We start from the raw sequence: 22,151 nt of genomic DNA, 5'->3' as shown, positions 1-22,151 counted from the left end.
GTCAGTTTTGGCGGGGTGTGTATTGGTTTGGATCGATGGTGCTGCTTCCACGAGGAATAGGAAGCGGCTGAAAAGGGAACACGGTGAGGACGACCCAACACGGGGCCGAAACCGTGGCTGCCCCCGCAACTGTAAGCGGAGAGTGCATTCACGTTATCCCACTGGCGAAAGCCGGGAAGGGGTGAATGCGCATCGACCCGCAAGCCAGGAGACCTGCCATCAAACCGATCAACCGCAACGGACGGGGTGTTCCGATGGAAAAAATCTGGCCTGCCGCCGGGGGCTGCTTGCTCCTGCAGGACCTTGCCATTTTGTCTCCGGAAAAAGCCACCGGGGGAAAACGATGGCAAAATCATCTTCGAACAAACACGCGATTACGGTCTGCACCGATTGCCGGATTACCGGCACACCCTGCCGGCCGGGACTGGAATTGCTTGCCCGGCTGAACGAAAGCCTCGCCCGGCTGGGCCGGCCTCTCGACCGTGATTTCTCGGTGTCCGGCACCGTCTGCATGGCCGGCTGCACGCGGCCGTGTACGATCGCCTTCCAAGCGAGTGGCAAGGCGACATATCTTTTCGGCGACATCCTGCCGGACCAGGACATCGATGATCTCATGGCTTTCGCCGGCTTGTATGCCGGGCGCGGCGACGGGCTGACACGCGCCGCGGAGCGTCCTTGGGGGCTGAACGGCAAGACAATCGCCCGGATTCCGGCTGCCCTGGTGGCTTCGGAACTGCTCGGGGAGCGCCTGCAGTGAGCGGCGCGTTCAAGGGAGGCCGGCCATGAACTGCCGTTCAGAAGGGTCTGGTCTCGCGGCCCGATCACTGTGCTGGGGGCCGCGCGCCGAACTGATGCTGGTCCGCGATGTCAGTTTTTCCATCGTCCCCGGCGACCGGCTCGTCATTCTGGGACCAAACGGTGCAGGCAAGTCTTCGCTGCTGCGCTGCCTGTTCCGCGCGGTGAAGCCACTGAAGGGATCCGTCGAGATCGACGGCGACGATCTCTGGCAGCTGTCAGCGCGGGACGCCGCCCGCAAGATCGCCGTTGTGCTGCAGGAAATGCCGGCTGATTTTCCATTCAGTGTGCTGGATGTCGTGACGATGGGGCGGATACCGCGGCGGCAGGGCATGAGCGGCTGGACCGAGCTTGACCGCGAGCATGTGCATCATGCGCTTGATCATCTCGACCTCGCACATCTGGCGACACGCCAGTTCACGACCCTGTCGGGTGGGGAAAAGCAACGCGTCCTGGTGGCGCGGGCGCTGGCACAGGAGCCGCAGATCGTCATTCTCGACGAGCCGACCAATCATCTGGATATTCGCCACCAGCTGGAAATCCTGACGCTGTTGCGCAGCCTCGGGCTCACCATCGTCACGACGCTGCACGATATCAACCTGGCGGTCGATTTCGCCACAAGGATCGCCATCATGCAGGACGGCCGCATGACCTGTTTTGGCGTGCCATCAGAGGTGCTGACATCCTTGGAGATTTCCCGGGCCTTCAGCGTCACGGCCACCGCGCACAGCAAGGTGGACGGCGATGCCCCGCGTTTTTCGTTTTCCCTTACCGCTTGAACGGAGATCATCATGATCAAGTCGATGCTGTCTACCACGGCGCTTGCCGTGCTCATCACCTGCCTCTTCACGGGTCACAGCCTGGCCCAGGACACGACCGTCAGGAGTTGTGACCGCGACGTCAGTTTCGATACGGTGCCGAAGCGGGCCGTCTCCAACGACGTCAATCTGACGGAAATGATGCTCGCCTTGAAACTGCAGGATCATATGGTCGGCTATACCGGTGTTTCCGGCTGGAAGACGCTGGACGAGACGTTGCGCCAGGGCGTCAAGGCATTGCCGGAATTGTCGGCAAAATATCCGACCAAGGAAGTGCTGCTGAATGCCGATGCCGATTTCTATTTCGCCGGCTGGAACTACGGCATGAAGGTCGGCGGCGAGGTGACGCCCGAGACGCTGGCGCCTTTCGGCATCAAGGTCTACGAACTGACCGAGTCCTGCATTCACATCATGGCCAGAAGCAAACCGACTATGGACGAGATGTTTGTCGACCTGATCAATCTCGGCAAAATATTTCATGTCGAGGACCGGGCCGAAGCGCTTGTGGCGGACTATCGCAAGAAGCTGGAAGGCATCACCACCAGGATCGGTGCGGTCAAGGCGCCGGTTCGCGTCTTCGTCTATGATTCGGGCGAGGAAAAGCCGTTCACCTCCGGCCGATACGGCATCCCGACGGCAATGATCGAGGCTGCGGGCGGCATCAATGTCATGGACGGCGTCGAGAAGAGCTGGACGGAGGTGTCCTGGGAACCGGTCATTGAGGCCGACCCGCAGGTGATCGTCATCGTCAATTACGGCGAGGTGACCGCAGAACAGAAAATCGCCTTCATGAAGACCAATCCCGCCTTCAAGGCGATCGACGCCGTTCGCAATGATCGTTTCGTGGTTCTGGACTATGTCGAGGCGACGCCCGGTCCGCGCAATGTCGATGCGATCGAAAGACTCTCGGCCGCCTTTCATCCGGGCACGATGTAGGCTTTCCGTCTGCGCCTCTGTTCATGCCGCCGGATGCATCCGGCGGCATTCTTCTGCACAGGAAAGCTCTTTTTGACCATGACCATCAAAGTCTGCCTCGCCGGGCTGGCAGCCTGCCTGCTGCTCGCCCTGTCGGTTTCGGCCGGTGTCTCGCTCGGGGCTGCGCCCGTTCCGCTGTCGACGGTCTGGTCGATCGTCGCCAACAAGGTGATGCCCGGAGTGCTGGAGGCCACCTGGTCGGCCGGGCGCGAAAGCATCGTCTGGGAGGTGCGTTTTCCAAGGGTGATCCTCGCTGGTCTGGTCGGTGCGGGACTGGCGGTCACCGGCGCCGTGCTGCAGTCGCTGACCCGCAACCCGCTTGCGGATCCGCATCTGCTTGGCGTCTCCTCGGGGGGCGCGCTGGGTGCGATCATCGCGCTCTTGCACACCGGGCTGATCTTCGGGCTGGTGACCGTGCCGCTGTTTTCCTTTGCCGGGGCGCTGCTGGCGACCGTCGCGGTTGCCGGTGTCAGCCGGATGACGGGGGCGGGGGCCGATCGGCTGGTGCTTGCCGGTGTCGCCGTTGCCTTTGTCCTGACGGCCCTCTCCAATCTGACGATCTTTCTCGGCGATCCGCGCGCCGTTCATACGGTGATCTTCTGGATGCTCGGCGGGCTGGGGCTGGCGCAGTGGCCGCACCTCGCCTATCCCGCGATCGTTCTGGCCGGCAGCCTTTTGTGGCTGTGTCTCAAGGCACGCGAGATCAATGCCCTGGCCATGGGCGACGAGACCGCGCTGACGCTTGGCATTCCGGTTGCGCGCTTTCGCATGATGCTGTTCGTCGTCACGGCACTGTTGACCGGTGTCATGGTGGCGTTTTCGGGTGCGATCGGCTTTATCGGGCTGATGGTGCCGCATTTCGTGCGTATGGTCGCCGGCAGCGACAATGTCCGGGTCATTCCGCTCTCGGCGGTCTTTGGCGCTGCGGCGCTGATCTGGGCGGATCTGGTCGCCCGGATCGTCATGGCGCCGGAAGACATGCCGATCGGCGTGGTCACAGGCCTAGTCGGCGGCATCGCCTTCATTGCGATTTTACGCCGGCGCGCGTTCTGATGTGTATCGGAAATGCCCTTGGAAAAGTCCCATTCAAATTCTAAATCCCTCGCCTATGATGGATGTCAGGAAAGGCCTTCGCGCTGGTGCGGGGCCGGGAAGAGGATGGAAAACGATGAGCATGGACGCGCCGCTCTGCACCCCAGGGGAAATTCTGACCTTCTGGTTCGAGGAGTTGCAGCCCGAGCACTGGTTCAAGTCGCCGCCGGGCCTCGACGAGCAATGCCAGCGGCGTTTTATGAGCACGCATCTGGCATTGGCACGCGGTATTCCGCCGCTTTGGCGCGAAACACCGGACAATCGGCTGGCGGCGATCATCGTCCTCGATCAATTGCCGCGCAACATCTATCGCGCCAGCCCGCTGGCCTTTGCAACGGATAGCCTGGCCTTGCGGGAAGCAAAGCTTGCTATCGCCGCCGGCGCCGATCTGGCGACCCCGGCAGAGCGACGCTGTTTTTTCTACATGCCCTTCGAACATGCCGAAAATCTCGCGGAACAGGTTCAGTCGGTCAAGCTGTTCACCGAATTGGCAGACGCGCACTATCTCGATTTTGCCATTCGCCACCATGAAGTCATCCGCCTGTTCGGCCGCTTCCCGCATCGCAACGAGATGATCGGGCGGACCTCGACGGCCGCAGAGGAAGCGTATCTCAGCCAGCCGGGTGCGGGCTTCTAGATCGATCCCGGATAAGCCGCCTTTGCATCTCTCCGCATCGCCACCTATTGAAACTAGACAAACACGTTGCGTGCCGATTCTCCCTCCGCTGTCATTCCCATCGCTCTGAAAGCCAAAGGCTTGCCGATGCCACCGAAATTTCTTGTCCTGCTGTTTTCGCTCGGGGTAGCGCTGTCGGTGCCGACGGTGTTTGCTCAGGACGCTGCAGCCCCGGTCTCGGCGACCGAGACTGCGGTGGGCAGCGCGCAGAGCCAGGCGAGCGAGCAGTTGAACGTGGCGCGCAACGAATTGACGCGCCTGACGGATCTGATGCAGGCGGAAAAGAGCGACGACAACCGGCTGTCCGAACTCAAGGTCGATGTCGATGCGACCGCCAAGAAGATCATCGCGATCTCCATCGCCACGCGGCCGCGGCTTGACGAGATCAAGGCGCGGCTCGCCGAGCTTGGTGATCCGCCGGCCGAAAATGCGCCTCCGGAAGCCGAAATCGTCCGCCAGGAACGCGAGCGGCTGATTGCCGAGCGCGGCGAAATCAACGCGCTGACGGGCGATGCAGAAAATCTCTCCATACAGGCGACCAGACTGTCGAACGCGATCACCGAGATAAGGCGGGCGCTGTTTTCCAACACGCTGCTCCAGCACACGGACATCAATCCCGACGTTCTCGTGAACGCTGGAAAGGCGCTTGCCATTGAAGGGCAGGCGCTGTCGCGCAGCCTGACGAGCTGGGTTTCCTTTGTCTGGAAGTACAAGCGCCTCTCGGTGTTGAGCGCGCTTTTTCTGTCGCTCTGTGCAGCGCTGCTGTTCCTGTCCGGCAGCTACCGTGTGTTTTCTCCGCTGATCCGCCGCGATGTGAAGGATCCCGAGCCGGGCTACATCACGCGTCTCTCTGTCGCCTTCTGGTCGACGATGATCCCGACGACGGCGGCGGGGGCCTTCGTGCTGTCCAGCTATTTCTTCCTGCAGTCCTTCAATGTCCTGCGCGCCGACATCGCCCCGATCATCGCGATCACGCTGGGTGTCAGCGTCGCGCTCTTGTTCGTGGTGACGCTGGCCAATGCCGTGCTGGCGCCGGGCGAAGGCAACTGGCGTCTGGTTCGTGTATCCGATGTCGGCGCGCGGCGCCTGATGGTCGCTATCTTTGCGATGACTGCGGTCAACTCCTTCGATTACCTGCTCGGCGGGATCAGCGAAGCCATGGGCTCGCCAGTCGTCCTGACCGTCGTCAAGAGCCTGTTCGCTTCTGTCATCATCGGGCTCATCCTGATGACCCTGGCGCTGATCAAGCCCATGGTGCCGGCCGGTGCACCTCTTGACGGACCGGGACGGCCGTGGCCTCGCTTCATGTCCGTGCTGTTCGTGTTGACCGGCGGTGCGCTGATTGCCGCGGCGCTGGCTGGGTATGTCGGGCTTGCGCGGTTCATCGCAACACAGATCGTCGTTACCAGCGCGATCATGGTCACGGCCTATATCGGTATCCTGACGGGCAAGGCCGTGGCCAAGCAGAACGCCTTTGCCGACACTGTCGTTGGTCGTTTCCTCGAAAAGCGATATGGCATGGGGCAGGTGTCCCTTGACCAGTCCGGCCTCGCTGCGGGGCTTGGCATCTATGCCCTCGTCATCCTGATTTTCATTCCGCTGATCCTGCTCCAGTGGGGCTTCAAGGTCGCCGATATCCAGGCTGGGGCCTACCGGTTGTTCACGGAAATCAAGATCGGCAGCATTACCATTTCGCTGGTCGGCATCTTTGCCGGCATTCTGCTGTTTACCATCGGATTTTTCATGACCCGCTGGTTTCAGCGCTGGCTGGACGGCAGCGTCATGGCGCGCTCTCGCGTCGATGCCGGCGTGCGAAATTCAATCAAGACAGGGATCGGTTATCTCGGGGTCGGCCTTGCGGGTCTGGTTGGCATTTCCGCGGCGGGCCTCGATCTGTCGAGCCTTGCGCTTGTCGCGGGCGCCCTTTCGCTGGGTGTCGGTTTCGGCCTCCAGAACATCGTGTCGAACTTTGTCTCGGGCCTCATTCTTCTGGTTGAGCGTCCCTTCAAGGTTGGCGACTGGGTGGTCACCGGCACGACGGAAGGCTTCGTCAAGCGGATCTCGGTTCGCGCCACCGAAATCGAGACATTCCAGCATCAGTCGATCATGGTCCCGAACTCGCTGTTCATCAATGCCTCAGTTGGCAACTGGACGCATCGCAACAAGCTCGGACGATCGGATATTCCTGTCGTCGTCGGTTATGACACGGCGCCGCGCCGGGTCATGGATCTCCTGCTTGAGATCGCCGAAGCGCATCCGCTGGTTTTGCGCAACCCATCGCCATCGGCCGTCTTCAGTGCCTTTGGCGAAGCGACGATGACGTTTGAACTGCGCGTCTATGTCGCCGACATCGTCAATGGCGGGGGTGTCCGCAATGATCTTCGGCTGGCAATCTACGAACGCTTCCGCGCCGAGGGCATCGGGTCTCCTTTTCCAAAGGATGTCGTCGAGGCGGTGGCGCTGGAACCTGTGCCGGAAGAACCCGCTTCGCTGGAGGTCGGCCTGCCGGCGCCTGAAGATGCCAAGCCCGGTGCGACAGCGCGCCGCCCCCGTCGCGTTGGTGTCGGTACCGGCGGTGAGCCCTCCTAATGCTCGCGACGAACATATTCACGCTGCATTCAGCCATCGCGCAATAAAACCCATGCAATTCCTTCATTCGCGGTCTAGTCTTCGAATGGCTGAAGAGGTGCAGGCCTTATCCGCGGTATATCGCTTCGGAACTGCGCGCACCAAAAAGGGGCGGCGTTTACGCCGATGAGCAATGAAGACAGCATCGGGTGCATTTCTTCTCGTCCTTCTTGCAATTGCGCCAGCGGGCGCTGCCACGGTTACGAACAAGGACGCCGACACGGCGATCCTCGTCGTCGTCGAGGGCGAAAGCCGCATGGAGATTGCAGTTGATGCCGGCGGCTCGGAATCGATCTGCCCGGCGGGCTGTTTCCTGACCACGCCGAGCGGCGACCGCATCGGCCTGCAGGGTGATGAAAATGTCGAGATCATCAACGGTTCCGCCGTGGTGAAATAGGCCGCCGGCCATTCCGCGATGTTGCGGCCTTTGAACGGCCATGTGTCGGCGCTGGCGTGGAATTTGCGACAGGCTGAACGCCTCGTTTCAGGCTTGTCCTGCCGAAAACACTCCCTTGTTATTTCAGCAATCGGTTAACCACTGCGAAAACCTTTCCGCGTAGCTTCTCTGTGGGGACAATCTTTCAGATAGGCGAGCTATGTCATTTTTTGGCGTTTCCGGCATGTACTACTCCGGCGAATCCTTGCAGCAGCACCGTATCGTGCTTGCCGAGGACTCAAACCTCTTTTCGGCCATGGTATCCAAGCGGCTGAAGGAGTTGCTTGATATCGACGTGATCGTGTGTCGCGACTACGACGACATGACCTTCGCTGTCGAGAACTCATCCTTCCCGGCAACGCTGGCAATTTCCAACATCAATCTTCCCGGCGCCGAAAACGGGGAAGCTCTGTCCTATCTGACGGACATGAGCATTCCGACGATCGTGTTCACGGGGACGTTCCAGGAAAGCATCCGGGAGAAGATCCTGGCCAAGGATATCGTGGACTATGTCCTGAAGGACAGCGTCTTCGCAGTCGACATGCTGGCCGAATCCGTCTGCCGCTTTCTCACCAACCATCAGCACCATGTGCTGATCGTCGATGACAGCCCGACGGCGCGCGCCCTCCTGACGACCCAGCTCAAGCGCTACAACTTCCGGACAAGCTCGGCTGAAAACGGTGCGGTCGCTCTCGACATTCTGAAGAAAAATCCCGATATCGGCCTGATGATCACGGACTATAACATGCCCGATATCGACGGTTTCGAATTGACGCGGCGCATCCGCGGCAGCCATGGCCCGCATCAACTCCGCATTATCGGTGTTTCCTCTTCCGCCGACCGGCTCCTGTCTGCGCGCTTCCTGAAAGCCGGCGGCAATGATTTCATGCTGCGGCCATTCATCAATGAGGAATTCTACTGCCGGGTGAACCAGAACCTCGATACGTTGACGAGAATCCAGACGATGAACGCGAAATCAGCCCGAAAGGTCTGATTTTTTTAGAATTTGCTCATTTTCACAGCTTTTCGACCGATTTTGCAACAGCTGTCGCTTATTTCATCATTTTTCTTAAGACACGCCGCGAATTAACCAATTCGAAACGGCGACCCCGTTTGATTGCACCAACGGGAACATTGGGACGGGAGCGGTTGATCCGGCAGGGAATGCCTGGTCGCCGCCCGGTCACAATCAAAAAATATTGCGAGTCAGCCTTTCAAGCGAAAGCGCCTCCGGCTCAACAATGGGATTGGTAGCAACGTGGGCTTTCGCAAGGCACTGGGGCGTGGGAACGCCGTGCAGAAACATCCGGACAGGCGGATGCTTCTTGTAGAAGATTCCCGGATGTTCTCGACAGCACTGAAGCATGGTCTGGAAACGGCCCATGGTGTCTCGGTCACCCATTGTTCCTCATTGCAGGCGTTGAAAACTCTGTTCGGGACGGGCCAGGCCGATTTTTCGCTGGCCGTCCTTGATCTCAATCTTCCCGATGCACCGAACTGTGAGGCTTTGGAATTTGTGCTTTCCAAGGGCATTGCGGTGATCGTCTTCACCGCCACCTTCAACGACGCGACACGCGACTATATTCTGTCGAAGAACGTGGTTGATTGCGTGCTGAAGAACCAGATGGATTCTATCGGCCAGGTGATGTCAGCCGTCGATCGTGCCCTGACGAACAGCAAGACTCATGTTCTGCTTGCGGATTCCGATGCCGATTCGCGCTCCGGTCTCGCCAGCCTGCTGGTGCGACAACAATTCCGTGTCACCGCTGTCGACAGCGGCACGCAGGTTTTGGAGCGGCTCGAGGGGGCGGAGGCGTTCGACCTGGTCGTTACAAACATCAATCTTTCCGACATGTCAGGCCATTGGCTGCTGGCGGAGATCCGGCTGCGCTACGGCGAGGATGCGCTGGGCGTGATCGCCGTGGATTCGAGTGGCGATCGCCAGCAGGCGGCCCGCTTCCTGCGCAACGGCGGAACGGAGTTCATTCAATCGCCGTTTCTGGTCGATGAATTCATCAGTCGAATTTTTCATGTCGCCAGCATTCAGAATCGTGTCCAGGCCCTGCACAATATTGCCGCGCGCGACTATCTGACGGACCTCTACAATCGCCGACACTTCTTCCAGGTCGGGCCGCGCCTCGTGGATCAATGCCTGCGTCGGGGCGGGACGACGTGCATCGCCATTCTCGACATCGACCATTTCAAGCGTCTGAACGACACGTATGGCCACGAGGTCGGCGATCTCGTATTGACGGCGGTTGCCCGGCGCCTGCGCGCCCAGGTGGGCGAGGAACATCTTCTGGCGCGTCTGGGTGGCGAGGAATTCGGCATCCTGTTCAACAGCCTCAACGTTGCCGATGCCAGCCGGTTTTGCGAGGACCTGCGACTCGACCTTGCCTCGGCAAAAGTGACTGCGGACGATGAAGAACTCTCGGTCACCGTATCGATCGGCTTGGCGATCATCGAGGGTCGCGAATCCTTCGACAACTATCTGAATGCTGCCGACCAGTTTCTCTATATGGCGAAATATGATGGCCGCAACCGGACCGTCTCCGAACTGACGCTGCTCAACGCAATGGCATCCTGAACACCCTGATCAAGTCCTGTCCGAACGTCGCGATGAACTCGCCCGCTGGTCTTAACGTGCGGCCTGAAGGGTCAGTTTGCGCTCGGCTCGCTCCTGCTGCGGCGAGCGGTTGTAGAGTTCGCGATAACACTTGGAAAAATGCGAGGCGGATACGAAGCCACAGGCGACAGCCACTTCAACGACGGGCATGGCCGACTGGACGAGCAGGTGCCGGGCGCGGTCAAGACGGATCTCCAGGTAGTAGCGGGCAGGCGAGCGGCCCATTTCCTGGCGAAACAACCGCTCGATCTGGCGGCGCGAGAGGCCGGCACTGTCGGCGATCTCGATCAGCGACAGGGGTTCTGAAAGATTGCCCTCCATCAGTTCGATGATCGACAGGACCTTGGCGTTCTGGACGCCGAGGCGGGCGCGCAGGGGCAGGCGCTGGCGGTCATGCGGGCCGCGCACGCGGTCCGTCAGAGCCTGCTCGCAGACGCGGTTGACGAGGTTTTCGCCAAAATCCTGATCAATCAGGTTCAGCATCATGTCGAGAGACGCCGTGCCGCCGGCGCAAGTGTAGATATTGCCGTCGATTTCATAGAGATCGGCATAGACATCGACCTGCGGGAAGCTTTCGGCGAAGCCGGGCAGGTTCTCCCAGTGGATCGCACAGCGTTTGCCGGTCAGAAGTCCGGCGGACGCCAGGACATGGGCGCCCGTGCAGAGGCTGCCGACGGAGACGCCGCGATTGTAGACTTCGCGCAGCCAGGCATTCACCGACTTGTTGTAGAAATCCTCGACATAGATGCCCGAACAGACGAGCACCATGGAGGGGCGGTTTTCACCGCCGAGATGTTTGCGTTCGTCGGCCAGCGAGGAGTTGACCTCGATGCCGATGCCGCTCGAGGAGAGCACCTGCAGCCCGTCCGTCGAGGCCAGACGCCATGTGTAGGCCTCATAGCCCAACATGCGGTTGGCGATGCGCAGGGTCTCGATCGCCGCTGAAAACGGCAGCATGGAGAAATTCGGTACCAGAAAGAAAACGAGAGACCGTTTTTTAGTCATTGGCTTGTTCATGAGACCGTTCCATGCCCAGAGGATGTCGCATTTGTCACGTGGAAGCCGGAGTTGTCGCTTGTCTGAATACGACATTCGCATGGATGTCCACGACTGGGAAGATGTATATTTTTGGGTCTGGTTTGAGACGGCTGCCAAAGTGGTCATGGCGTCATGCAGACGCCTATTCTTTTTGCTTTCAGCGTCGAACAGCGGGACTTCGGCAGGCAATTCCGCAGCGTGCGTGGCTTGGCGCGGTGTGCTTGTAGGTTGCGCAACTTTGTGAATTGCGACGTCTTTCGACGGCTTGGGCGTGTGTGTCGGAATCAGGCCATGCCCGGATCATACGAATTTGGCAGAGCGACAGGGCGCTGTCATCAAAAAGGGCACTCCGCCGTCATGGTGGAATGCCCTTTTCATACGCCGATCCATTTTCGACAGGACGGTCCGTCCTCTTGTTCTGTCGGGATCCGGACTGTCATCGTGCCGGCTTGCCTGTCTTTTCAGCGGTTGCGGACGGAAAGCCGATGTCCTTCAACGTGTCATAGGACAGGCCTTCGAAGGCGCGTTCGGTGCGGTGCTGTTGCCAGGCGTCGGCCATACGGGTGCGTGCCGTCTGAAACAGGGACAGCGCGGGCCGAAACAGGTTCGAGGACAGCCTCGGACGGCGTCCGGGCACGGTGTGTTCACAACTGGAGAGCGTCATTTGCTGGTTCCTTTTGAGGTTTGGTTTTCAAAAGGTCGCGACCATGTGAGGATAATGTCGCAACCCAATTCATCATTCAAACGAATATATTTGATGTTTTTCATCAAGGATCGTTGTGTTTCAGCTCCTTCGAAAAAGCGATGTCCTGCTGCAACGAAGCGGGTAGATTGGCAATTTCTGCGCGCGTCTGGCGGCGGAGGGCGGCGATCCTGCGCACCTGCCTGTTGTCGGTGATCTGCAGCAGCAGGGGGCTGACCATGCGGCCGATGCCAAGGACGAGTTGTCCGGCGCGCCCGCTAAGCGCTGGTGCGTGGTCGTGAGGGCCGGTTGAGTGGATGGACATGGCAGGCTCCTTTCGTCTCGCTTCGATGTTGCAACTTGACTATCGCTGCTCCCTCATGTTCAATCAAACGAAATGAAGTCATGATATCTTTCAGAAAAACTGATCCTGGAGTGTTTCGATGAACATGATGCTGCGGCATGCCCTTCCGCTTCTGGAAATGGACATTCTGAAGACCTTTGTCGCCATCGCCGAGACCGGCAATTTCACCACGGCAGCCGAAACCGTCTACCGGACGCCATCGGCCGTCTCGATGCAGATCAAGAAACTCGAGGAAATCCTCGGCTGCGTCCTCTTCCTGCGGGATGCGCGCTCCGTCTCGCTGACGCCCAACGGTGAACTGCTGCTCGGCTACGCCCGCCGGCTTCTGGCGCTGAACAACGAGACGGTGTCGCGCTTCCTTTTGCCGGACATGAACGGCGTCGTGCGCGTCGGTGCGCCGGAGGATATTGGGGAACGCATCCTGCCCGAAGTGCTGAAGCGGTTCGCCTTATCCTATCCGAACGTCACCGTCGACGTGATGATCGGCAACAGCAGCGTCCTGCGCAAGCGGGTCGAGGAGCACCGGATGGACATCGCCATCTTCAACAGCATGTGCGGTGAAAATACCGGTGGCGGTGAAATCCTGCTGTCGGAGAGACTGGTCTGGACCGGGACAAAATGCGGCACGGCCCATACCCGCGAGCCGCTGCCGATCTCGATGTGGGAGGATGGCTGCGTCTGGCGCTCGGATGCCGTCGAAAAGCTCGCGAAAGCAGGGCGAAAGTTCCGGGTCGCGTTCCTCAGCGCCCATACGACCGGCCAGCGGGCGGCCATCCAGGCCGACCTCGCGGTCGCCCCCCTGCCGCGCTATCTCGTGCAGGGCGATCTGGTGGCGCTGGGCGAGGTGGATGGCCTGCCGGACCTCGGCTCCTACAATATCGGCCTGCAGATCGTCGAAAACGCGTCGCCGCCCGTCCTGGCGGTGGCAGACTATGTCCGGGCGGCCTTTGTCGACCTCCAGTAAACCGGTTTAGCGCGCGGAGTTTTCAAGATCGGTGCTGTCCGCCAATTTCAGCCAGCGCAGCAAGCGGATTTCGTCTTCGTCCATCCAGCGGGCGGCTCGGCTTGCGCCACTCACCCTTATTTTCCGGAGCGCCGTTAGCCCGCCTTCGGGAAAATGCTGCAGAATCAGCGGATGGATATAGGACGAGCGACAGACGGCGCGGGTGTTGACCATGCGGCTTGCAACGCTGTCGATCGCCGCATTGATCTGGCGGGCAATCGCCGTCTGGCTATTGCCGGGTTCGAGCGCCGCAAGCGCGGTTGCCGCGTGGCGCGTTGCGCCCCAGGTGCGGAATTGGCGCGAACTGAATTCCGCACCGGCGGCCTCCCTGATATAGGCGTTCACATCCTGGGAACTGATCGGATGGCGGTTGCCGTCCGCGTCGATATATTGGAACAGCCGCTGGCCGGGCAGTTCCTGCAGCATGCGGATCGTGCGGGTGATGCGCCGGTCGTTGTGGCTGAGTTTCCATTCCTTGCCGGACTTTCCCTTGAACTGGAAATGCACCGTGGAACCGTCGATCTTCACATGTTTGTTGCGCAGCGTCGTCAGCCCGTAGGAGCCGTTTTCCTGCGCGTAGGTCATGTTGCCGATGCGGATCAGAAGATTGTCGAGCAGCCAGACGACGGTCGCCAGGGCCTTTTCCATGCATGGCTTCTGACGCCTGAGATCGCTATCGACCCGTTCACGGATTTTCGGAAGGCTGGCCGCAAATTGGGTCAGCAGCGCAAACTTTGCCCTGCCACGTGCTTGCGACCATCCGGGATGGTAGCGATATTGCTTGCGGCCCCTCGCGTCACGTCCGGTTGCCTGGAGATGGGTGGTCGGGTCCGGCGAGATCAGCACGTCGGTATAGGCGGGCGGGATGGCAAGGGCCGCGATACGCTCCAGTGCCTCCCGGTCCGTGATCCGCTTGCCATCGCCGCTGCGGTAGTGAAAACCGCGCTTGCCCTGCCGGCGGGTGATGCCGCCCTCAAGGCTGGTCGCATAGGTGAGCGCGTCGAGGGCAGGCGTATCGGCTTCGTCACGCCGCGTGCGTGTTCCGTGCATGGCATGGTTTCCGTGAGGGGGTGGACAGGGTCACAGTCCCCATAAACGCGATGCGGATCGACTTGGTTCCTTTCCTGAAAGAAGCAGGAGCCGTATCAGTCGCGACTGCGCCTGCGGCGACGGCCGCCGCCTTCGCCACCGCCATCGTCCGCCATGACCTTGCGTGCCGGCAGGGTCACCACGGCCGAAAGCTTCGGGAAGGTATCGACCTTGTTCGGGAGCGCCATGGCGTAGACGAAATGCTCCTGGAATTTCGGCTCCAGCGCCGTCTCGATCTTTTCGATCCGGTTGACCATGGTTTCGATCTCGCGGCGGTGGTCACGGTTGAGAAGCGCCATCAGCGCGCCGGTGCCTGCGGCATTGCCGACGGCCTTGACTTCAGACAGGTCGCAGTCCGGAATGAGCCCCAGCACCATGGCGTATTTGGGATCGATGAACGAGCCGAAGGCGCCGGCGAAACGGATCGTATCGACATGATCGATCCCGAGCTTTTCCATCAGCAGCTTGATACCGGCATAAAGCGCGGACTTGGCAAGTTGAATGGCACGCACGTCGTTCTGGGTGACGGTGATGCGCTGTTCGCCATCATGCAGCAGATAGGAGAAGGTGCGGCCGCTCGGGAGGATGCGCGGACTTTTTTCCGCCATCGTGCCGTCGACGACGCCGTCTTCCGAGATGATGCCGGCGAGGTACATTTCGGCGACGACTTCGATGATCGCCGAGCCGCAGATGCCAGTGACGCCGACAGAGGCCGCGTCCTCGGCAAAACCCTGTTCATCCGACCATTTCTCGACGCCAATGACCCGAAATTTCGGCTCCAGCGTCACCGGATCGATCCGCACACGCTCGATGGCGCCGGGCGCGGCCCGCTGGCCCGACGAAATTTCGGCACCTTCGAAGGCCGGGCCGGTGGGCGAGGACGCCGCAACGACGCGCTGGCTATTGCCCAGTACGATTTCGGCATTTGTGCCAACATCGACGAGCAGCATCATCTTGTCCTGGCGATAGGGACCCTCGGCCAGCGTTGCGCCGGCTGCGTCAGCACCAACATGGCCGGCAATGCAGGGCAGCATGTAGAGCCGCGCACCGCGATTGACGTCGATGTCGATCTCGTGTGCCCAGAACTGCAGCGCTCCGGAAACGGCAAGCGCGAACGGCGCCTGGCCCAGTTCGGTCGGGTCGATGCCGAGGAACAGATGGTGCATGATCGGATTGCCGACGAAGACCATGTCGAGAATGTCGTGACGATCGACCTGACCTTCCGCGCAGACCTTGCCGATCAGCACGTTGATTGCCTCGCGCACGGCCTTCGTCATGGCTTCCCGGCCGTCCGGGTTCATCATCACATAGGAGACGCGGCTCATCAGGTCTTCGCCGAAGCGGATCTGCGGATTGGAGGTGCCGGACGACGCGACGATGCGGCCCGACAGCAGGGAGACGAGATGCATGGCGATCGTCGTCGATCCGATGTCGCAGGCGATGCCATAGGCTTCATTTTTCAGGCCCGGCCAGAGCGAGACGATGAAGGGACGCGACGAATCCATGTCGCGGTGGATGGCGGCGGTCACACCCCAGTTGCCCTTGCGCAGGATGCCCTGGATCTGCGGAATGAGATGCGGCGCGATCAGGAGATCCTTCCAGCCCCAGTCCTTTTCCAGCATAACCTTCAAACGGTCGAGATCGCCGAGCGGCTTGTGCATATCAGGCTCGTCGACCTCGACGTAACAGAGCTGGACTGCAGCATTGCGCTCGATCACACGGTCTGTGGCCGCCTTGCGCACCACCTGTGCATTGATCACCGTATCCTGCGGCACGTCGATGACGAGGTCGCCAAGGATCTGGGCTGAACAGGAGAGACGCCGGCCATCGGGCAGGTCGCGCACCGAGGCGTAACGCTGCTCCTTGGGGCCAAGCGGAGAGATGTGGTCGTTCGAAGAGACGATCTTGTGCTTGGCGAAATTGCCTTCCTGCACGGTCACCTGACAGCGGCCACAGGTGGCGCGACCGCCGCAGACACTCTCGACATAGACGCCAAGCTGACGGGCCGCATCGAGCACCGGCGTACCGACCGGAAAATGGCCGCGCTTGCCGGATGGCATGAAGAGGACGAGGGGATCGCTTTTGTTCTGCTCAGCCGACACGGTCAGTTCATTCCTTTTAAGCCTTGGCTATCTGCTCAGACGCTGCGCATTGGCGCGAACGCGCTTGCCGTAGGGTTCGAGGGCCGCAACGGCGACGCGGTCGGAGGCACCGGCCATGCCGGCACAGGTTCCGGTGGCAAGCGCCGTGACGGCAATCATGCCTTCCTTTACCATGGCCATGTTGACGGCCATGACGCTCTCGACGGCTGCGGACAGTTTCTCGTTGATCATCTGGCCGACTTCGGCCGGCCCGCCCGTTGATCCGCTCAGGCTCGATGCGGCAAGGTCCTGCAGGCGCGACGACATGACCATCGGGGCCTGGAACCAGAGGCTCGCACATTCGTCGAGCAGATCAGCACTGAAAAACATCTTGTCTCTTTCCGGGCGGGTTTCCGCCTTTTGCGCCCGATCCCGCCGGATGATTCCGGGGGATCAGGCTTTATTCCAGCCGCTGGCGGCTTTATTCCGGACGGGCGCGGCCGGCACGTCCGCCGCGACGACCGCTGGAGGCGCCGGGGGCAGCCGTCGAGGCCGCTACGGCTTCACCAGGCTTGTGGTCACGATAGGACATGATCCAGTTGCCGCAGTTCGGGTCCGTTCCGTTCAGCACGTTGGCGGCGCGCACGGCTTCCATTTCCTGCGGACGGCAGGGGTTCATGATCGCCGACGTCATGCCGGCACCGATGACCATCGGGATGAAGCCGGCATTGATGCCGTGGCGATGCGGCAGGCCGAACGAGATGTTCGACAGGCCGCAGGTGGTGTTGACCTTCAATTCGTTGCGCAGGCGGTAGAGCAGCGCAAAGACCTGGCGGCCGGCATCACCCAAGGCACCGATCGGCATCACCAAGGGATCGACGACGATATCGTGCGGCTTGATACCATAGTCCATGGCACGCTCGACAATTTTCTTCGCAACTGCGAAACGAACGTCGGGGTCCATCGAAATGCCGGTCTCGTCGTTGGAAATGGCAACGACAGGAACGTCGTATTTCTTGCAGAGCGGCAGGATGGCCTCAAGCTTCTCCTCCTCGCCTGTGACCGAATTGACCAGCGGGCGACCCTTGGCGACCTTGAGTGCCGCTTCGATGGCAGCGGTGACCGAGCTGTCGATCGACAGCGGTACGTCAACAAGGCCCTGGACGATCTCCATGGTCCGCACAAGCAGGCCCGGCTCGGTTTCATTCGGGTTGACCGAGGTGACGCCGGCATTGACATCGAGCATGGTGGCGCCGGCGGCGACCTGTTCCAGCGCGTCCCGGATGACGGTGTCGAAATTGCCCTCGATCATCTCGGCGGCCAGTTTCTTGCGGCCGGTCGGATTGATGCGCTCGCCGATGACGCAGAAGGGCTGGTCGAAGCCGATGATGATTTCGCGTGTGGCGGAGGCAACGATGGTGCGGGTCATGTCTGATCCTCTGGTCGGGTGGCGCATCCGGTCTGTCTGGATGGCCCGTTTGTTTAGGATAACCGGCGTGTTTTAGGAAGGTGCGCCTGACAGCGGCACCCTGATTGTTGCAGGAAGGCGGTCAGTGCGGCCGATGGGCCGCGACGTCGGCCATTTCCTCCTGGTTTTCGGTCTTGCCATCGCGCAATGCGTCCATGCGTTCGGCCACCAGTGCGTCGCCAAGGTTGGATTCGCGCTTCCACGGCGTACGCCCCTTGAGGACGCCGGATTCGTGGACGATCTCGGCCACATATTCTTCCTGGCGGTAGGCCATGACGTGCACGCCGGACACGCCCGCGATCTCCTTCACCTCATTGATGATGTCAATGCAGAGCTGTTTTCCCTCCTTCTTCTGGTCCTGCGCGCCTTCGAGGCGGGCAATGATCGAATCGGGAATGTGGATGCCGGGCACGTTCGAACGGATCCATCTCGCGGTCTTGGCGGAGGCAAGCGGGCCAACGCCGCAGAGGATGTAGCATTTCTCGTCCAGGCCGAGATCGCGCACCTTCTCCATGTAGGTGCGGAACATCGGCACGTCGAAGCAATACTGGCTCTGCACGAATTGCGCGCCGGCCTCGATCTTCTTGGCGAGGCGATAGGGACGAAAATCATAGGGCGGCGCGAAGGGGTTGATGGCCGCCCCCAGAAACACCTGCGGCGGTGTCGTCAGCTTGCGGCCCGACAGGAACTTGCCGTTGTCGCGCATGATCCGGACCGTTTCGAGCAGCGACATGCAGTCGAGGTCGAAGACGGGCTTTGCGCCCGGCTGGTCGCCGGCCTGCACGCCGTCGCCGGTCAGGCACATGATGTTGGCCACGCCCATGGCGGCAGCCCCCAGCACGTCGCCCTGGATGGCGATGCGGTTCTTGTCGCGGCAGGCGATCTGCATGATCGGCGCATAACCCATGCGGGTCAGAAGGGCGCAGATGCCGACCGACGACATATGGCAATTGGCGCCGGAGGCATCGACGGCGTTGATGCCGTCGACCCAGCCCTCGAAGATCGCGGCGCGCTCGTAGACGTCCTGCGGATTGGCACTGTCGGGCGGGTTGAGCTCGGCTGTTACGGCAAATTCACCGCGCCTGAGCACACGCTCCAGCCGTCCGCGCGAAGAATGCCCGGGCAGGGGATCGAGCGGCAGGTCGCGTCCAAGCGGGTTTTCGTCGATATGCGCCATGGCTCAGGCGTCCTTCGCTGCCGCTTCGCGGGCTTCTGCGGCCTGCGCGGTGACGCGCAGCCAGGAGGATGTTTCGCGCAGCGACTGATTGACCGGCTGCTGCACCTTGAGGATCGCGTCGCCGCCGACCATGCTGCGCGAGCCTTCCCAGGCCTTGACCCAGACGCAGGGCATGTCGGGCTCGACTTCGCAGTTGCCATTGGCGCGCACGCCGCCGCAGGGGCCGTTGCGCAGCTGTTTCGGACAGTTCATCGGGCAGGACATGCCCGTCGACGACAGCACGCACTGGCCGCACATGCGACAGTCGAACATGAGGCCCTTGACGTTGCGCTCGATGAAGGTGATCGGCGCTTCCACGCGGCTGTAGCCGATCGCCTTCCAGAGCGGGTGCAGAAGCAGGAAGGTGCTGGCAAAGCGATGGTAGAACCATTCGAGGAAGCGCGCGTGGCGCACGGCCCAGAGCCGGATCGTATAGCTGCGGCGGGCACGCCGGTTGGGTGACACCCCGGATGGCGTGAAGGCGCCGGTGGCAGCCTTTTTGGCGGGGGCGGCATTGCCGGGTTTTGCGTCAGCCATTGTCCTTGCCACCCGCTTTCACCAGCGCCACCAGCCGTTCCTTGTCGTAGGCCGCCTCGATTTCCGCTGCCGCGGTGTCGGCTTCGGCTTCAAGGTCGTCGGAAACAGGGGTCGGGGCGGCCTTGCGCCATTCGGCAAGATAGTCGCCGGATTCGGCAGCCCCGGTGCGCATGGCCGCCATGTCGATCGCTTCGGTGAAACGCAGGGAGAGTTCGCGCTTGGCGGTCTTGCGTCCCTGTTTGATGATGACCTGCGCGGGAATATCGCGCCAGTATACGATAATGCGGTCTGCCATCTCTGTGAATTCTCCTCTTGTCCGACAATGCGCATGTCGGTGGCTCGTGGCTCATCTCGCCACGACGCGCGACAGGCTCAAAAGCGACCTTCCTGCAGCATCGGCGAAATATACCGGAAAACGATGATAGGGCGTGGACGTGCCGACTACCAGATGCGGCGCGCGATGCCATTCCAGAGCCATGTCCAGATCGGCGGATGATACCATTGCTTGGAGGGGCCGGACGTCGCGACCGGACGGATCGCGCCGTCCAGAACGTCCTCGATCGCCCTGATCGCGATGTCGGTGGAAGCAGCCGTCTGCAACAGCGGGTAGGTGTGCAGCGTGTCGCGCTTCGACGGGGTCATGCGCGACTGGTAGAGGACGTCGCCGGTATCGACGCCGGCATCGACGAGATGCACGGTCGCACCGAAATTGGCCGCGTCGCCGCTGGCCAGCGCCCAGTATCCGCCCATCAGGCCGCGATAATGCGGATTGATGCCGGCATGGAAATTGAGGACGGGACAGGGCAGGGCTGACAGCGTGGCGCGGCTCAGCATGCGGCAGCTGATCAGGAAAACAACGTCGGGGGCAAGATCGCATATGCGCGCTGCGGCCGAGGCTTCATTGATGCTGCTGATGGGCAGCACGGCAATCGCCGGATTTTGTTCGTCGCTGACGCCGTAGTCGCGCAGGATCTCGACGGCGCGCAGATGTGTGAAGCGCTTGCCGACCTTCGAAACAACCATGGTGGCAAATTGTCCGGCAGCGGCGATCCAGCCAAGTTTCCGGGCGCGGCGCCTCAAAAATACTGATTTTGATTCGGGCTCCTCCTGGACGACCGTGATCGCTTCGGTCCCGAAGCGGCTCGCCAGCGCGTTGATCATGATCTGCGGATTGGCTCCGCCTGCGGTGACGACGACGATGCGGGGGCCGGATGCCGTGTTGTCGCGCATGCGCCCGCCCTAGAACAAAAAGCTGAGGAGGGTACCGGCGGCAAACACCACGGCGGTGGCGATCGCGATCGATCCGACGCCGATCGTCGTTCCGACCAGAAGGCTGATGCCGTCACGCTCCGTATGGGCAAAGCCGATGATGGCGAGCGCAAAGGCCGGCAGCCAGTTTCCAAACGGGATCGGCAGGAAGATGACAATCGCAAGGATCAGCGCCAGAAGGCCGACGAGACGCTCGCAAAACCGGCTGCCGAGAAACCAGGCACGCGGCTTGACCAGACGTTCGGCGCGCACCAGCCAGGGCGTGATGCGGGTGACGATGGCGGCAAAACTCGCCTGTTCGAAGGCATAATCGCCCATGCGCTTCGGAAGCCAGATGCGCGTCCGGCGCGAGGCGAACATCTGCCAGGCAACGAAGATCAGCGGCAGGCCGAGAATGAAGGTCGCCCCCGGCGGCAAGGGAATGAGATTGGGCAAAGCAAAGACGACGAGGAAGGCGCCGAAGGAGCGGTCTTCCATGGCGACCGCGATGTCGCGCAGCGTCACTTTCGGTCCGGAGTTGAGTGCGAGATTGCGCAGCAGATGCGAAAGCTGGCGATCGGAATGGCCGTGTGCTCGAGACTTGGCCTGTGTGCCCGTAGAAAACGTGTCCGTCATCTCTTCCCCGTTCAGTTCCGTTTCTTGCTTGTTGTCGATCAGTCTGGTGCGGTGTGCTTACGATCGACTTAAGGCAGGGATGAGGAAAAGCTTAAAATTGTTCGCAAGGCTAACGGAAGGTTTCGACCGCCCGTCGTCAGAGGGTGAGCAGCGCAGGCGTCAGATCGCCATAACCGGTATGACGATATTCATAGGCAAGGCCGAGCGTTTCGGCGGCGGCTTTCGCCTTGGCCTGAAGGGCCGCATCCTCCACCTGCGACAGATAGATCAGCTTGCGGTAATGGCCGAAATACATGTCGCGCAGCTCGGGGTGGCGATCAAGCCCGAGCGGTTCGATGACAAACGCCTCGAACTGGCGGGCGAGAAAATCGGTAAGGAAGAACGCCGTGAAGTCTTCGTCCCAGCGCGATTCGAAATCGGCATTGCCGGCAAAGAAGGAAAAACAGTGTGGCCCGGCGATGCGCCCGACCTTTTCTTCTTCGCAGAGCCGGTCGAGATGCCCGCCGGTGCCGCAATCGGCATAGGCGACGAAAATGCGCTCGAAACCCGCAGCCCGCGCCTTGTCGATCGCCACCTTGATGCCCGGCGTGATCTTGTCCGGCGTATTGTGCCAGATGGCCGGCAAACAGGCGAGGTCAATATGATCGAGACCGTTGGCTTCGCAGACCGCCAGAATTTCACGGGCGATCGCACCGCAGGCAATCACGTGAACTTTTTCCGCACTCGTGCGTTTCATGGCTGTT

The 22,151-nt window shown here is 61.0% G+C and carries 23 protein-coding genes and 1 riboswitch; of the genes, 10 read left to right on the top strand and 13 right to left on the bottom strand.

Annotated features, from left to right (window positions below; all coding sequences use genetic code 11):
- Nucleotides 1–19: 19 nt before the first annotated feature.
- Nucleotides 20–235: riboswitch (cobalamin riboswitch) on the top strand.
- 108 nt (nt 236–343) lie between these two features.
- The 9 genes from AX760_RS09185 to AX760_RS09145 all read left to right on the top strand — a co-directional run bounded on the left by AX760_RS09185 (nt 344) and on the right by AX760_RS09145 (nt 10,007).
- Nucleotides 344–757 (top strand): DUF1636 family protein, encoded by a 414-nt coding sequence (locus tag AX760_RS09185; protein ID WP_071832581.1) that lies wholly within the window; start codon nt 344–346, stop codon nt 755–757.
- 25 nt (nt 758–782) lie between these two features.
- On the top strand, nt 783–1,574 hold the full coding sequence (locus AX760_RS09180) for an ABC transporter ATP-binding protein (protein ID WP_071832580.1): 792 nt from the start codon (nt 783–785) through the stop codon (nt 1,572–1,574).
- A 12-nt stretch (nt 1,575–1,586) separates the two neighbouring features.
- Complete coding sequence (locus AX760_RS09175) at nt 1,587–2,549, top strand: ABC transporter substrate-binding protein (protein ID WP_245294968.1); 963 nt, start codon at nt 1,587–1,589, stop codon at nt 2,547–2,549.
- A gap of 78 nt (nt 2,550–2,627) precedes the next feature.
- Nucleotides 2,628–3,641: a FecCD family ABC transporter permease gene (locus AX760_RS09170; RefSeq protein WP_071832579.1), complete on the top strand. Its 1,014-nt coding sequence runs from the start codon at nt 2,628–2,630 to the stop codon at nt 3,639–3,641.
- Nucleotides 3,642–3,756: 115 nt separating this feature from the next.
- Nucleotides 3,757–4,317, top strand: coding sequence for a DUF924 family protein (locus tag AX760_RS09165; RefSeq protein ID WP_083531128.1), 561 nt, complete (start codon nt 3,757–3,759; stop codon nt 4,315–4,317).
- Nucleotides 4,318–4,443: 126 nt separating this feature from the next.
- A complete protein-coding gene (locus AX760_RS09160; protein ID WP_083531129.1) occupies nt 4,444–6,945 on the top strand; it encodes a mechanosensitive ion channel family protein in 2,502 nt (833 codons plus the stop codon).
- Nucleotides 6,946–7,117: 172 nt separating this feature from the next.
- The gene (locus tag AX760_RS09155; protein ID WP_071832577.1) at nt 7,118–7,381 is read left to right on the top strand and encodes a hypothetical protein; all 264 of its coding nucleotides are present in this window, start codon (nt 7,118–7,120) and stop codon (nt 7,379–7,381) included.
- A gap of 199 nt (nt 7,382–7,580) precedes the next feature.
- Nucleotides 7,581–8,414: a response regulator gene (locus AX760_RS09150; protein WP_071832576.1), complete on the top strand. Its 834-nt coding sequence runs from the start codon at nt 7,581–7,583 to the stop codon at nt 8,412–8,414.
- 324 nt (nt 8,415–8,738) lie between these two features.
- A complete protein-coding gene (locus AX760_RS09145) occupies nt 8,739–10,007 on the top strand; it encodes a GGDEF domain-containing protein (RefSeq protein ID WP_071832575.1) in 1,269 nt (422 codons plus the stop codon).
- A gap of 51 nt (nt 10,008–10,058) precedes the next feature.
- Here AX760_RS09145 and AX760_RS09140 read toward each other — a convergent pair whose 3' ends face one another.
- The 3 genes from AX760_RS09140 to AX760_RS26695 all read right to left on the bottom strand — a co-directional run bounded on the left by AX760_RS09140 (nt 10,059) and on the right by AX760_RS26695 (nt 12,091).
- Nucleotides 10,059–11,063 (bottom strand): GlxA family transcriptional regulator, encoded by a 1,005-nt coding sequence (locus AX760_RS09140; protein WP_071832574.1) that lies wholly within the window; start codon nt 11,061–11,063, stop codon nt 10,059–10,061.
- Nucleotides 11,064–11,520: 457 nt separating this feature from the next.
- Complete coding sequence (locus AX760_RS09135; protein WP_071832573.1) at nt 11,521–11,748, bottom strand: hypothetical protein; 228 nt, start codon at nt 11,746–11,748, stop codon at nt 11,521–11,523.
- A gap of 103 nt (nt 11,749–11,851) precedes the next feature.
- A complete protein-coding gene (locus AX760_RS26695) occupies nt 11,852–12,091 on the bottom strand; it encodes a hypothetical protein (RefSeq protein WP_139276167.1) in 240 nt (79 codons plus the stop codon).
- 118 nt (nt 12,092–12,209) lie between these two features.
- Between AX760_RS26695 and AX760_RS09130 the strand changes: the two genes are divergently transcribed.
- The gene (locus AX760_RS09130; protein WP_071832572.1) at nt 12,210–13,094 is read left to right on the top strand and encodes a LysR substrate-binding domain-containing protein; all 885 of its coding nucleotides are present in this window, start codon (nt 12,210–12,212) and stop codon (nt 13,092–13,094) included.
- Between the two features lie 6 nt (nt 13,095–13,100).
- Here AX760_RS09130 and AX760_RS09125 read toward each other — a convergent pair whose 3' ends face one another.
- From AX760_RS09125 to AX760_RS09080, 10 genes are all read right to left on the bottom strand, one after another.
- A complete protein-coding gene (locus AX760_RS09125) occupies nt 13,101–14,183 on the bottom strand; it encodes a DNA topoisomerase IB (protein ID WP_071832571.1) in 1,083 nt (360 codons plus the stop codon).
- A gap of 95 nt (nt 14,184–14,278) precedes the next feature.
- Nucleotides 14,279–16,282 carry an ASKHA domain-containing protein gene (locus AX760_RS09120; protein ID WP_071832606.1) on the bottom strand — a complete coding sequence of 668 codons (2,004 nt, stop codon included), beginning with the start codon at nt 16,280–16,282 and terminating at the stop codon, nt 14,279–14,281.
- 69 nt (nt 16,283–16,351) lie between these two features.
- Nucleotides 16,352–16,693: a hypothetical protein gene (locus AX760_RS09115; protein ID WP_071832570.1), complete on the bottom strand. Its 342-nt coding sequence runs from the start codon at nt 16,691–16,693 to the stop codon at nt 16,352–16,354.
- Between the two features lie 91 nt (nt 16,694–16,784).
- Nucleotides 16,785–17,732 carry a methyltetrahydrofolate cobalamin methyltransferase gene (locus AX760_RS09110; RefSeq protein ID WP_071832569.1) on the bottom strand — a complete coding sequence of 316 codons (948 nt, stop codon included), beginning with the start codon at nt 17,730–17,732 and terminating at the stop codon, nt 16,785–16,787.
- Between the two features lie 121 nt (nt 17,733–17,853).
- The gene (locus AX760_RS09105) at nt 17,854–18,948 is read right to left on the bottom strand and encodes a methylenetetrahydrofolate reductase (protein WP_071832568.1); all 1,095 of its coding nucleotides are present in this window, start codon (nt 18,946–18,948) and stop codon (nt 17,854–17,856) included.
- Between the two features lie 3 nt (nt 18,949–18,951).
- The gene (locus tag AX760_RS09100; protein WP_071832567.1) at nt 18,952–19,524 is read right to left on the bottom strand and encodes a methylenetetrahydrofolate reductase C-terminal domain-containing protein; all 573 of its coding nucleotides are present in this window, start codon (nt 19,522–19,524) and stop codon (nt 18,952–18,954) included.
- On the bottom strand, nt 19,517–19,819 hold the full coding sequence (locus tag AX760_RS09095; protein ID WP_071832566.1) for a virulence factor: 303 nt from the start codon (nt 19,817–19,819) through the stop codon (nt 19,517–19,519). Before AX760_RS09095 ends, AX760_RS09100 begins: the two co-directional genes overlap by 8 nt.
- A 146-nt stretch (nt 19,820–19,965) precedes the next feature.
- Nucleotides 19,966–20,754, bottom strand: coding sequence for a formyl transferase (locus tag AX760_RS09090; protein WP_071832565.1), 789 nt, complete (start codon nt 20,752–20,754; stop codon nt 19,966–19,968).
- A 9-nt stretch (nt 20,755–20,763) separates the two neighbouring features.
- The gene (locus tag AX760_RS09085) at nt 20,764–21,408 is read right to left on the bottom strand and encodes an exopolysaccharide biosynthesis protein (RefSeq protein WP_071832564.1); all 645 of its coding nucleotides are present in this window, start codon (nt 21,406–21,408) and stop codon (nt 20,764–20,766) included.
- Between the two features lie 136 nt (nt 21,409–21,544).
- Nucleotides 21,545–22,144 carry a DUF1638 domain-containing protein gene (locus tag AX760_RS09080; protein WP_071832563.1) on the bottom strand — a complete coding sequence of 200 codons (600 nt, stop codon included), beginning with the start codon at nt 22,142–22,144 and terminating at the stop codon, nt 21,545–21,547.
- Nucleotides 22,145–22,151 lie beyond the last annotated feature (7 nt).

Source organism: Pararhizobium antarcticum (genome assembly GCF_001885585.1).
GTDB lineage: Bacteria > Pseudomonadota > Alphaproteobacteria > Rhizobiales > Rhizobiaceae > Pararhizobium > Pararhizobium antarcticum.
The sequence above is the reverse complement of the archived record's forward strand: the minus strand, read 5'-3'. Positions and strand labels throughout refer to the sequence as shown.